This is a genomic window from Alteromonas confluentis, from assembly GCF_001757105.1.
GTDB classification, from domain to species: domain Bacteria; phylum Pseudomonadota; class Gammaproteobacteria; order Enterobacterales; family Alteromonadaceae; genus Alteromonas; species Alteromonas confluentis.
Window position 1 is genome coordinate 105094 of the sequence record NZ_MDHN01000028.1, and the last position, 12086, is coordinate 117179.

Genomic DNA, 12086 nt, shown 5'->3' on the forward strand with positions numbered 1-12086 from the left:
CGGATGGTCTCCAGTTCAACAGTTACAACTTTCCTTTTATTTTCGGAGTGATAGTTCATGGATGCGTTGGTTAAGTTAAACCCGGTTCCCCACGACATATGGATATACCTGCTGATTGATATTGCTATCGCGCTGGCGCTTTTGATGGTGATGAAGTGGCTGTCTGGTGCTTTTCGCAAACATTCCGTAGTAGAAGAGTTAGGGGTTCAGGATAACTTCGCATTCGGCATTAGCATGGCCGGTGGCATGTTATCACTCTGTATCGTGTTGGCATCTGTTGTCGGGCGTCATGTAGGACAAGGCTACACGGAAGCCGCAATTGGAATGATTACCTTTGGTCTGGTGGGGGTCGTTCTGGTGAAGTTCGGCCGCTTCGCCCACGACAAAATTGTGCTAAACCGACTCGATACCATGGGGCTTATTGAAGATCGCAGCGTCAGTGTGGCATTGGTGGATGCATCCAGTCTCATCGCCAGCGCAATTATCCTGCGTAGTATGATGCTGTGGGTCGATGGCAGTGATATGAACGCGCTAATTGCGATTATCACTGGCTTTACCGTCGTGTTGGCGCTATTGATGATGATGACCCGGCTCTACGAAATCCGCTATGCCAGAGACAATCAAAACGACTCGTTTCAGGGAGCATTGCGAAAAGGTCAGCTTGCATTAGCGGTGGAACATGCCGGTAATTTGCTGGGGATCGCTATGATTGTGTCGTCAGCCAGTCATCTGCTTACCTATAATCCTTCCGGTTACGTGAGCAACATCACCGGCTGGCTGATTACCGGGGCAATCTTGTCATTGGCTCTGTTGGTGTTAGTGACGCTCAGTAAAAAGCTACTCTTGATTGGCCTGGATTATCGCCAGGAAGTCGATCAACAACATAACGTGGGCGTAGCGTGTTTAGAGCTTACGTTGAGCATCGGTATCGCACTGGTGGTAAACGGTATTCTGGCTTTTCTGGACGTTAGCGTTTAACGACAAATTCAATGCAGAGGGGCGCTTAGTCATCTTGAAAAAGGTGGGTGCAAACCTCTGCTTTGAAGGGGAATGGCCGTACGCCTTTAATCAGCGCCAGTTTCTGAGGCCGCTTTAACTGTTTCAAACTATACTCGGCGCGCATGGCGTCAGATTTACCAGACACTGAAGCAATCCATCTGAACTTTATCGGGCCTTTACCTTTCAAAGCTCTCGCTCCGCCTTTAATTTCTCCGCGATGTTGTCGAATGCGACGTTGCGGGGACGTGGTCACGCCGGTGTAAAGCTGGCCAAGACGATTTTCAACGATGTAGATATACCACTGCGGCGCCGTTGTCTGCTCTTTTGTATCGATGACTGGTATACTCTGCTGCAACTTAAAAGCTAGTAAATAAAACGATGATTCTACCAGACTTTAGCGCAACGCGTATTCTGATTGTCGGCGACCTGATGCTTGATCGGTACTGGACCGGCGGCACCGGCAGAATTTCCCCTGAAGCACCGGTTCCTGTGGTCAATGTGAACAGTACCGAAGACCGTCCCGGTGGCGCTGCCAACGTGGCAATTAATGCTGCATCATTAGGTGCAAATGTCACTTTGCTGGGGCTTTGCGGTGACGATGAAAATGCCGCTATTCTTGCAGAAAGGCTCACATCGTTTGATATTCAGCATGAGTTAGTCCGTTGTCATGGACACGATACGATTACCAAATTGCGTATTATGAGTCGAAATCAGCAACTGTTGCGCCTGGATTTCGAAAAGAGCTTCGCCGATGTGGATAAAAGCGCACTTGTCGCTGCTTACGAAAAAGCGCTGGCAGATCACGATTTAGTGGTGCTTTCCGACTATGCAAAAGGCTGTCTGTCGGATGCCCAGGTGTTTATTAAAGCTGCGAAAGCGGCGGGTAAACCTGTCGTTATCGATCCTAAAGGGCAAGACTTCTCGCGCTATGCGGGTGCTACACTCATCACACCTAACCGGGCAGAACTTGAGTTAGTGAAAGGCCCTGCCGATGATGAGACCACCCTGGTTGCCCAAGCAGAGTCATTAAGAGATGAACTTGAACTGGACGCAATTTTACTTACCCGGTCTGAGCAGGGCATGACGCTGTTTTGTGCTGATGAAGCCCCGTTCCATTTACCGGCGAAAGCGAAAGAAGTTTACGATGTGACCGGTGCCGGTGATACCGTCGTGTCGGTGCTGGCATCTGCCATCGCTGCTGGCGTGAGCATGCCTGACGCCTGCGTGTTGGCAAACATTGCTGCAAGTATTGTCGTTGGCAAGTTAGGTACCTCTACAGTAACTACTACGGAACTCGCTGTTGCGTTGGGTGAACAATCCAGCCATCTGGATGGTGGCGTGATGACCGAAGAGCAGCTCTTGTCTGCTATGGCCCAGGCCCGACATCGTGGCGAACGCATTGTGATGACCAATGGGTGCTTTGATATTCTGCATGCGGGTCACGTGAGCTATCTGGAAGCTGCCGCTAAACTTGGTGACCGCTTGATTGTTGCCGTGAATGACGACGCATCGGTATCGCGGCTAAAAGGGCCGGGTCGACCCATCAATAATGTCAGTCGAAGAATGGCAGTGCTGGCAGGTTTAGCTGCCGTAGATTGGGTCGTTCCATTCAGCGAAGACACGCCGCAACGTTTGATCGCCGGGCTGCTACCAGACATTCTGGTGAAAGGGGGAGACTACAAGGTAGAGGAAATCGCCGGCGGCCAGGAAGTCATGGAGAATGGCGGTGAAGTGCGGGTGTTGCACTTTGAAGAGGGTGTGTCGACAACGGGAATAATCAGCCAAATCGTTAGTAAACAGCAGTAGGCAGAAATCCCGCTTTATTCGTCAATAAAGCGGCTTCAGGCATAGCGATACTCACGGCTTTACGATACCCTTAAATCTTCACAAGACGTGGTTTAAGCATAGCGGTATATTCATGTACGAAAGTTTTTATGGACTCGATTCCAAGCCATTCCAGTTGACCCCGGATCCGGCGTTTTTCTTTGCCAGTAAGTGGCACAAACGGGCGATGTCATACTTACAGTATGGTCTGTCGCAAGCAGAAGGATTTATCGTTATCACCGGTGATATCGGTACCGGTAAAACCACCATCGCTAACAGCCTGCTGGCTGAAATTGAAGATGATATTGTTGCTGCTCAAATCGTAACACCCAAACTCACGCCAGACGAACTGGTGAAAATGGTGGCATCAAAGTTCGGGATCAATACAGCGGGTTTGACTAAAGCCGATATTCTAAAAGAACTTGAGTCTTTCCTTTATGCCTTAAGCCAACAAGGCCGTCGCGCGCTTTTACTGGTAGATGAAGCGCAGAACCTGCCGCTGGAAACCATCGAAGAATTGCGAATGTTGTCTAACTTCCAGCAGAATGGTAAACCCTTGTTGCAGAGCTTTCTGTTAGGTCAGGAAGAACTTCAGCCTATTTTGCGTGCGCCGAACATGGAGCAGTTCCGTCAGCGTATCGTTGCATCGTGTCATTTGGCCCCATTGGTAGCCGAGGAAGTAGTTCGCTACATTGAATATCGTATGGAGCATGCAGGTTGGAATCGTGGCGCGTTGTTCTCTCAGGAAGCGTATTCTCGTATTCACGAATTCACCCGGGGCGTACCAAGAAAAATTAATACGCTCATGGACCGCATCCTTCTGTACGGATTTCTTGAAGAGTTGGAAACCCTGGATGAAGAAGCAGTCAATGCGGTGATCAGCGAAGTCAAAGACGAGATGTTTGTACCTGACTCACCGTTAGCTGAGATGGATGAAGACGATGACGACGAAGAAATGGATTTGTCAGAGGTTATGGCGAGCCTGAAGCAAAAAGGCCCTCATTCAAAATTGATTACGCCAAAAGGTAAAGAAGTGCAGGACGCCGAATACTATAAGGCAATGCTTGCTGAGCTGGTGGATGCATTGGACGATGCGATTGCGCATAAGGTTAAGCTCACGCAATACATCGATAAAATGCTTAAGAAGAAGTATCAGACGTACGTCCGCATGAAAGACGAGGAATGATGGCATTGGGTTAATCTCAATAACCGTCAGCCAACAAAAAACGCCGCATAAAGCGGCGTTTTTTATTGAACGTTAAACTTATTCGTATTCGTAACGAACCGTCAACGTGATTCTTCGCTCGTCGTAGTTTGGACCATAAACCGAAGTGGCTAGGGTGCCCGATCGTTTAATGTAGCCCGCCTCAATGTCGCCACTGAGGCTCTTACCAAACTTACGACGCAGGCCGGTTGATACCAGCCACTGCTCGTTATCTGACGCAGTTGAGCCGTTGTCTTGCTCAGTCGTACCATATCGCAGACTTCCAAGCAGGGTGGTGTTTCTCCCTAACTCATAAGTCCCACTGACTGTTGCAGAGTAAATAGTGCGCTGTCGGTTAAACTCGAGGAAGTTATCATCGGCATACTGTAAGTTCAGCAACACTGTTGCTCGGCGCCCTTGAAGACCCATTTCTGCAGCCGCCGACTTTCTCAGTATGACAGCGTTTGATAATTCAATGCCAGAATCAATAAACTGAAGAAATTGCTCGCCTTCACCTGGCGTGTAGTTCAGGGAAGGTGGCTGGAAACAGTCTGCGGCAGTGAACTGACCAATAGGGCAGACAAAGATGCCAAGTGACTGAGGGTTGGCAACAAGCTGGCTATATGACGTAACTTGTTCGTTATATCGCAAGGCACCGCGAATTTTACGGGAATTATAGGTCAGTGCTGCACTGCCTGATTTACCGTAGAAACGTCGTCCGTAGGTAGCCTGGAAGCTGGTACGAGGGGTGATCGCCCAACGGGTGTCGATACCAACAAATATGTCGCCATCGTCTCTTTCTACGTCTGAATTAACTTTGTTAGCTGTAATTGCCACATAGTGGCCAGCATCCTGGCGGTAAGTTAACCCCACACCATAACTTCTGAACTGTCGCTTGTTACTGAACTCATCAGTTCGGTCGGTAAGTTCGTTGGCGTCATAGCTGGCGTTAAGACGAATGCCAATGGGGCCGTAAACCATTGAATCGAGTGAACCGGTCAGGTAGGTACCTGAGTAGTCCCCGTTGCTGGTTTGTTCGTCGCGCTCAAGATCACGGTACATGCCTGTGGCAGTCCAAAAGTAATTTTGTGCGTCATTGCCGTTCATCAGATAAAAATCTGAGGTCATTGAGTCGTTGTTGAACGTTGTCGTCGGTCGAAATTCTGACTCGCTTGAGTCACCGGTTGAGTAGTTAACTGAACCGCCACCAGCGATGTAATCACCCTGGGGTAAAGTGAGCTTGGCGCTATAGCTTTGCGTTTCTACTTTCACCAACTCTTCAGCGTAGAGAAAGTAATCTGAAATTAGAAAGTTAGCACCTGTATTGTCGAGGAAGCGCTGGCTGCCCCGCGTTTCGAGAGTCAGCAGATTATCGATTGCTTCCCAACTCGCTCCGTAGCCATATTCCGCGTAGGTATCTTTACGGACAACATCGTCGGAATCCCGCTCCATCTGCGTAACACTACCGGTTACATAGCCGCGAAATGTGCGTGATGTATAACCAATACGACCTTCGGGCGTAACGGCAAGTGTCAACAGTTCTTCATTGCGCACATCGGAATGGCGATTCTGCAAAAGTGATTTAGCTTCTACCGAAGCTGATACATTAAGGCCTTCAGCATGTGCGAAGTGAGCCGTTAGCACTAAAGCTAACGGCGACAGCACAGGTAACCAATTTTTTTTATTACGCTGAGATGCTCGCATACTAAGGGTTTTCCCTTTCTGCGTAGTAATATCCATAGTAGCCGGTTCCTTCCGGATCATTATTCACCGATTTGTTAACAACGAAGCCGATTGCCATGTCTGGGTTTAAACGTTCGACTGCATGACGAACATCATTTAGTTTTGACTTACCTTCTTCAACCACTACCACAGCTTGGCCGGCTAAGTTTGCCAGTATAGCCGTTTCTGTAATCCCGATAAGGGGAGGTGTATCAAAAATAACGATACGATCTGGATAGCGGTTGGCAAACTCATTCACTGTTTCGGCCATTTTCTCACTGGCCAGAAGCTCAGTGGTCAAATGGTGAGAACGACCAGCAGGAATGATTTTCAACTTATCAAGGTTGGTGGGGTAGAGTACGTCAGATATATCGTCCACTTCACCTGTAAGATATTCCATTAGTCCTTCACGACGTTGTAAGCCTAATGTATTTAATACATTAGGCTTTAACACGTCAGCATCAACCAACAGAACGGTTTTGTCCTGCTCGGCTGCAATACTCATTGCCAGGTTACAAGCCGTGAACGTTTTACCCTCTGACGGGCGTCCACTGGTAACCATAATGATATTACTGTTTTTCAGTGTTGAAGACAGTTTACCAAAGGCGTTATTGATGAGCTTCCGCTTGATTTCACGGTACTCTTCGTTAATTTGCTTTCGTACACCATTAATAGAAATATGACCGTTCTCTTCTAAACGTTGAATATCAAGTTCAAACGGTTCAAGAGTCGACGACTTACCTGAAGGTGCAGGTTTCGATTTCGCTGCAGGCTGAGTAGCGGAAATAACTTCCTCTTCAGACACTGCCGGCGATTCAGAAGAGGCAGAAGCTGCTTGTTGAGCTTCAAGTTCAGCTTTCTTTTTCTGGGCTTCACGCTGCCGTTGCAGCGCTTTTTCAATTGTACTGCTCATTACAAGATACCCTGCAGTAGATCGATATTAAGCAATTCTGCTCCAACTAATAGGCCATACGCCATCACTAGGATCCCTGAAGATACAAGGAAAACAGCCATGCGCACCCGGTTTGTCTTCCTGATTTCATTAATGTTCAGGTGAGTTACCGTGCCCCAGACTGGATAGTCTGTAATTTGATTGAGCTGCGACGCTCTGACCAACAGTGGAGACAATTGGCTAAACAGGAACGCAAGACCAATACCAATACCGAAGCTTAAAAGCAGCACAACTGTGTAGTAGATGATGCGATAAGGGCCGGAAGGCTCGTTTGGCTGAAGCGGAGGCTCAATGATTCGGAACTGCAGCTCTTCTGCTGAAACATCAGCACGACGAGACAGGTCTGCCGACTCACGTCGAGCCAGTAAGTCTTCATACTTGTCTTTAGTGATAAAGTAGTCACGGTTAAGCGCAGCTGACTCGGCCTCGATTTGCGGAACTAAATCTATCTTAGATTCGAGAGCAGCAATACGGCGTTGTAAATCCTGTTCTTTAACGGAGAGTGCCGCAACGGAGCTCTCATGGCGACTGATTTCCAGTTTGAGTTCCTGGTTTAAATCGCTCATCGGCACGCCATCAGAATCACCTTCATCTGCATTTCGAAAATCATCGATTTCTTTCTGACGGGCTTCTTCCAGATTCGCAAGCAAGGCTTTCGCTTCTATGACGTCGGGGTGTTGATCAGTGAAACGCAATTGAAGATCGTCGAGACGCTCTTCCAGGGTTTTGATTCGTTCATCGTAGCGAGTACGAAGCACCGAATCAGACTGATTACTCACACCAAAGCTATCGCCAGTGCCTTTAGAACGTGAAAGCTGATTGGTTAACGATTCTACCTGCTGCGTTGTTTGCTTTATCAACAAGCGTGTGGCTTCGAGCTCGTTATTCAGCGTTTGCAATGTTGAATAGAAAGTACCTTGAAGCGGTAGAATATTATTGTACTGACGTTTGAAGTTGGCAAGGCGTTGCTCTGCTTCAGAAAGTCGTGACTCGTACTCAGCAATCTGCTCATCAAGGAAACGGTTTGCGGTATCGGTGTCTCGACGGTTGTTGCCGAGGGCACCTTCTACGAATAAATTCAGCGTTTCCTGAACCACAGTTTGCGCCATAGCCGGGCTTCTGTTTTCGTAGGAAATGGTGAAAATGTTGTCGCGACCGGTAGCTCTTAATTGAATATCGGTAGACAAGCCATTTACCAGGTTATCAAATTCTTTGTCGCTGGTAGTGGTTAAGTCTAAATCGCTTTCTCGAGCAATGGTTTCTACGTTTGACCGGCTAAGCAGTGTTTTTGCCATTGTCTGTATTTCTTGGTCAGGGTTTGTCTGTATGGCCAAACCCTTCAACAATGGCTGTAACACGGAGCGGGTATCAACGAAAACCACGGCCTGCGATCGGTAAACGTCTGGAAGCATCGCCACGTAGGCGAAACCTATCGGGCAGAGTATCCAGGTACACACCATGATAAGACGCTTTTTGACCCAAATTCCCTTTACATAGTCGCTAAAGTGACCGAGGGCGCGCTGTAAATCCTGCATTGAATGTCCTAACTACTTTTTACTTCTAGAACCAGGCTTCTGGAATAATTACGATATCGCCAGGCAGGATATCAATATTCTTAGAAATATCGCCGTCACGGATCAGATCATCAATATTCACATCGTAGGTCGCTTGCTCGCCGTTTACGACTCGAACCAGTTTGGCGTCATTACCGTTAGCGAACTCGGTCAATCCACCTACTGCAATCATGAGATCCAGTAAGGTCATGTTTTCGGTGTAGCTAATAGCACGTGGGTTAGTGGCTTCACCAATAACGCGAACCTGTTCGCTGAGAGGACCAGAAAAATTATTCAGGCTAACCGTAACGCGAGGGTTATTAATGAAAGTAGACAGCTTTTCTTCAAGCTCTCGGGCTAGTGTTGAAGGGGTTTTTCCTGCAACATCAACGTCTTCTACTAATGAAGTTGTCACTTTGCCGTCCGGACGAACGATAAACTGACCAGAAATTTCAGGGTTTCGCCAAACAAAGATAGTTAACGAATCACCAGGACCGATAAGGTATTGATAATCATTAACATTTGTTGTCTTTGATGGGTGTGCTGTTGCAGTTGGCAACGTAGAGTGGCTTGTGCATCCAGAAAGGGCTGTCATGGCGCCGACAACCGTCAAACTTAAAACTTGTTTAGACCAATACATGAGAGTTCATCCTACACTCGGTTTAATTAATTTTTTTGCCTTAATGTAATTTACCCTACGGCAAATACCACTATAATGCCATCATCTTATGTAGTCTATTACAATAATAACCTTTATCATGTACAAAGATGTTGCAGTATCAGGGGGCCAAGGGTGGCGATAAATAAGCACAATCAAAGCAAGCGTTCAAACATTCTTGTTCTAACCGAAGCTCTGCTCGTTGCGTACATGGGATACATTACGCAGTTCATTTTGGTTCAGATCGGTATTAGTGAACCGGTAAGTATTGAGAAATTAGTGGTAAATGTAGGCATGCTCACCGTTAGTATCCTGCTTTGCTCACTGTCTGTGGGGCTTTACGAAGCCAAGCTCAGAGAAACATTCCGCGGTATTATCCGTCGAATCTTCGTGAGTGTGGGTCTGAGTTACTTTCTAGTGGAAGTGGTTAGTCGCGCGCTGTTCGATGAACTGACGATGCATTCCTATTTCCTGCCAGCGGCTGTATCTAGCATTATTATCACGCTGGTGATATTCCGCTACTTCACCAACCGCTTGGGCCTACTTGGCCTCGGTAAAGTGCGCATTGTCGTGCTGGGTGCCGGTGAGCGTGCATCTATTATAGAAAAGCGTATGCGCCGCGACGTTGACCGTATCGGATTTGATCTATTGGGATTTATTCCCATACCTGGTGACAACCGGGAAGACGGCATCAAAAACGAAAAAATCATTCACGTTAAAGTCGATGAGAATTTTCAGCAGTTTATTGCCGACAATGAAATCGAAGAAATTGTCATTGCCTGTGACCAGCGTCGAGGCACGTTACCCATAGATGTGTTATTTGAATGCAGACTACGCGGTATTGAAGTGACAGACTTACTCGACTTCATGGAACGTGAAACCGGGCAAATCGTAGTCAATCTCATGTATCCAAGCTGGGTTATTTACTCCAATGGTTTTCATAGTCAGAACTACCTGCGTGATGCTATGGATTACTTTCTTAATGCATTTCTTGCATCATTTGTATTCTTCTTCGCCTGGCCATTCATGCTGATCACCGCCATCATCATTTGGTTGGATGACGGCCGACGGACTGGCGCCTCTGTATTTTATAAACAGGAGCGTGTAGGTCTGAACGGAAAGCTGTTTAAGATCATTAAGTTCAGAAGTATGCGGCCTGACGCTGAAAAAGACGGTGCAAAATGGGCCAGTAAAAATGATGATCGTGTGACCCGCATCGGTCATTTTATCCGTAAGTACCGGGTCGATGAATTACCCCAGCTGTTTAATGTTTTCAAAGGTGAGATGGCTTTCATCGGCCCTCGTCCTGAACGGCCTGAATTCGTTGAGAAACTGGTACGTGAAGTGCCTTATTATAATCAGCGTCATAACGTTAAGCCGGGTCTTGCTGGCTGGGCTCAGCTAAATTACCCCTACGGTGCGAGCGTTGAGGATTCCATGGAGAAACTGAAGTTTGATCTCTATTACGTCAAACATCAGAGTTTACTGCTGGATATTCTTATTCTAATTCGTACCGTAGAAATTGTTTTATTTGGTAAAGGGCGCTAATTTTCCGCAATTGCCATTGCTTAAAAAGCCGTTGTATAACATCAGGGTAGAAGTATGAATAAGGAGATGGGTATGATGGCTTTTTTGGCTAAGCATCCAGCAAGAAATATACTGCTGACGCTTGTTGGGTTAGCGCTTTTCTGGGCATTGATAAATGCACCAGTCATGCTTACTTTATGGCGACATGGTTTCGACGATGGTACCTACTCCCATTCCTACCTTATTCCTTTTATTTTTGTTTATCTGCTTGTTGTACTCGCGCGCCGGGGAGAATTGCAGCCCCGACAATCTGTGTACTTGCCAGCAGTGCTTGCTTTTATAATTTGTGCTGTAGGCTTTTACTTCGCGCTTACTGCGCAGTTGTCGCTGCTGTATTGGACATTCTCTTTATTACTGCTGGCTAGTGCGTGTTGGATTGTCGTCCACTATACGTTAGGGCTGGCTTACGCAATCGGCTTCCTGTTGTTCATGTACCCAATGTGGGGTGCATTACAATATGTGCTACAACATTTGTCTGTTTTTGCGGTGATGAACTTAATGAACCTGACCGGAATTCCCACCTATGTGGAAGAGACTTCGGTGATGATTCCAGAAGGTACTTTTGTGATTGCCGGTGGGTGCAGTGGTCTGCGTTACTTCATTGTTTCTCTCGCCATTGGGTCAATGTTCGTTTTTCTAAACCTTAGAAACAGAGTTTCTGTGGTTAAGTTTATGGCGTTAGCGATTATCGGCGCGCTCATAACAAACTGGATTCGTATTGTAGCGCTGGTGTTGATTGGCCATTTTACCGAAATGCAAAGCGACCTGATGCATGACCACAATAATTTTGGCTGGTACATCTACGCGCCTTTCATCATATTGCTCTTTTGGTACGGCGAGAAATTGATTAAACAAGAGCCCGCTGATGTGTTGCAAAAGCAAGAAGAGGCTGCGGCACTGAAGACGTACCGTCAATATACGCCCAATGCTATTATCGCGTGCTGCTTAATTGTACTCTCTTCTTCAGTACTGCAACTGAATGTACTAACGTCGCCAATTGACACAGATAACTGCAACCAATATCAATTGGAGAGTGAATACGCGCCGTATCTTCCTTATGGTCCAACAATATGCACAATGCAACAACGTGCCGGTGGCATTGCATATCATACGCTTTCAGCCCTCTACAATGGTGACGATCCCGACGGTAAGCCAACGCAATATCAAGTTCACCTAGCGCCGGAGTCGTGGCAGGAGCTGCGTCGGTTAGAGAATGGCTCTTGGACTATCCGCATATTTCGAAATGGCCGCGAACAGCATTTTATCGCCTATAGCTATATAACCCCCACAGAGCAGGTTGCCAGTGAAACGGCGATGAAAAAAGCCAGGATTTCATCGGCGCTAAAAGGGGAACGGCGTTCGGGTTTACTATGGGCACACGCGCAATGTCCCAATAACTGTGATGCAGTAATTCAACAGTGGCCGGCAGTATCTCAAGCTTTCAGCTTCCAACAGTTCTGAGTGCACTATGCGTGTCCGAGTTATCGATTCGGCTGACGAATTAATAGAGTTGGCGCCCTTGTGGCGTCAGTTGTACAGCGCAGCTGGGAACCGCCAAATATTTCTACACCCCGAATGGCATTTGTG

General features: G+C 47.2%; 10 protein-coding genes. 5 read left to right on the top strand and 5 right to left on the bottom strand.

Annotation, left to right across the window (positions count from 1 at the left end):
* Positions 1–57: 57 nt before the first annotated feature.
* Positions 58–978 carry a DUF350 domain-containing protein gene (locus tag BFC18_RS11320; RefSeq protein ID WP_070125660.1) on the top strand — a complete coding sequence of 307 codons (921 nt, stop codon included), beginning with the start codon at positions 58–60 and terminating at the stop codon, positions 976–978.
* 25 nt (positions 979–1003) lie between these two features.
* Here the strand turns inward: BFC18_RS11320 and BFC18_RS11325 are convergent, their stop codons facing one another.
* Positions 1004–1354 carry a GIY-YIG nuclease family protein gene (locus BFC18_RS11325; protein WP_070125661.1) on the bottom strand — a complete coding sequence of 117 codons (351 nt, stop codon included), beginning with the start codon at positions 1352–1354 and terminating at the stop codon, positions 1004–1006.
* Between the two features lie 23 nt (positions 1355–1377).
* Here BFC18_RS11325 and hldE point away from each other — a divergent pair, with 23 nt between their 5' ends.
* Positions 1378–2805: a bifunctional D-glycero-beta-D-manno-heptose-7-phosphate kinase/D-glycero-beta-D-manno-heptose 1-phosphate adenylyltransferase HldE gene (gene hldE / locus BFC18_RS11330; protein ID WP_070125662.1), complete on the top strand. Its 1428-nt coding sequence runs from the start codon at positions 1378–1380 to the stop codon at positions 2803–2805.
* A gap of 112 nt (positions 2806–2917) precedes the next feature.
* The gene (locus BFC18_RS11335) at positions 2918–4009 is read left to right on the top strand and encodes an XrtA/PEP-CTERM system-associated ATPase (protein ID WP_070125663.1); all 1092 of its coding nucleotides are present in this window, start codon (positions 2918–2920) and stop codon (positions 4007–4009) included.
* A gap of 78 nt (positions 4010–4087) precedes the next feature.
* On the opposite strand, the gene BFC18_RS11340 is transcribed toward BFC18_RS11335, so the two are convergent.
* The 4 genes from BFC18_RS11340 to BFC18_RS11355 are packed head-to-tail and all read right to left on the bottom strand — an operon-like array spanning position 4088 to position 8849.
* Positions 4088–5767 (bottom strand): TIGR03016 family PEP-CTERM system-associated outer membrane protein, encoded by a 1680-nt coding sequence (locus BFC18_RS11340; RefSeq protein ID WP_070125664.1) that lies wholly within the window; start codon positions 5765–5767, stop codon positions 4088–4090.
* Complete coding sequence (locus tag BFC18_RS11345; protein ID WP_070125665.1) at positions 5733–6662, bottom strand: XrtA-associated tyrosine autokinase; 930 nt, start codon at positions 6660–6662, stop codon at positions 5733–5735. The genes BFC18_RS11340 and BFC18_RS11345 overlap by 35 nt, the downstream gene beginning before the upstream one ends.
* Positions 6662–8236, bottom strand: coding sequence for an XrtA system polysaccharide chain length determinant (locus tag BFC18_RS11350; RefSeq protein ID WP_070125666.1), 1575 nt, complete (start codon positions 8234–8236; stop codon positions 6662–6664). The genes BFC18_RS11345 and BFC18_RS11350 overlap by 1 nt, the downstream gene beginning before the upstream one ends.
* 25 nt (positions 8237–8261) lie before the next feature.
* A complete protein-coding gene (locus BFC18_RS11355) occupies positions 8262–8849 on the bottom strand; it encodes an XrtA/PEP-CTERM system exopolysaccharide export protein (protein WP_425388382.1) in 588 nt (195 codons plus the stop codon).
* A gap of 198 nt (positions 8850–9047) precedes the next feature.
* On the opposite strand from BFC18_RS11355, the gene BFC18_RS11360 reads away from it, so the two are divergent.
* Both BFC18_RS11360 and xrt read left to right on the top strand, forming a co-directional pair.
* Positions 9048–10460, top strand: a complete 1413-nt coding sequence (locus BFC18_RS11360) for a TIGR03013 family XrtA/PEP-CTERM system glycosyltransferase (protein WP_070125668.1) — start codon at positions 9048–9050, stop codon at positions 10458–10460.
* Positions 10461–10532: 72 nt separating this feature from the next.
* The gene (gene xrt, locus BFC18_RS11365) at positions 10533–11960 is read left to right on the top strand and encodes an exosortase (RefSeq protein ID WP_170826597.1); all 1428 of its coding nucleotides are present in this window, start codon (positions 10533–10535) and stop codon (positions 11958–11960) included.
* Positions 11961–12086 lie beyond the last annotated feature (126 nt).

What these genes read in the sequence shown, in the direction of transcription:
- BFC18_RS11320 (WP_070125660.1), top strand. Translation starts at nt 58, where the DNA reads ATGGATGCGTTGGTTAAGTTAAACCCGGTTCCCCACGACATATGGATA.
- hldE (WP_070125662.1), top strand. Translation starts at nt 1,378, where the DNA reads ATGATTCTACCAGACTTTAGCGCAACGCGTATTCTGATTGTCGGCGAC.
- BFC18_RS11335 (WP_070125663.1), top strand. Translation starts at nt 2,918, where the DNA reads ATGTACGAAAGTTTTTATGGACTCGATTCCAAGCCATTCCAGTTGACC.
- BFC18_RS11340 (WP_070125664.1), bottom strand. Translation starts at nt 5,767, where the DNA reads ATGGATATTACTACGCAGAAAGGGAAAACCCTTAGTATGCGAGCATCT.
- BFC18_RS11345 (WP_070125665.1), bottom strand. Translation starts at nt 6,662, where the DNA reads ATGAGCAGTACAATTGAAAAAGCGCTGCAACGGCAGCGTGAAGCCCAG.
- BFC18_RS11350 (WP_070125666.1), bottom strand. Translation starts at nt 8,236, where the DNA reads ATGCAGGATTTACAGCGCGCCCTCGGTCACTTTAGCGACTATGTAAAG.
- BFC18_RS11355 (WP_425388382.1), bottom strand. Translation starts at nt 8,849, where the DNA reads ATGACAGCCCTTTCTGGATGCACAAGCCACTCTACGTTGCCAACTGCA.
- xrt (WP_170826597.1), top strand. Translation starts at nt 10,533, where the DNA reads ATGATGGCTTTTTTGGCTAAGCATCCAGCAAGAAATATACTGCTGACG.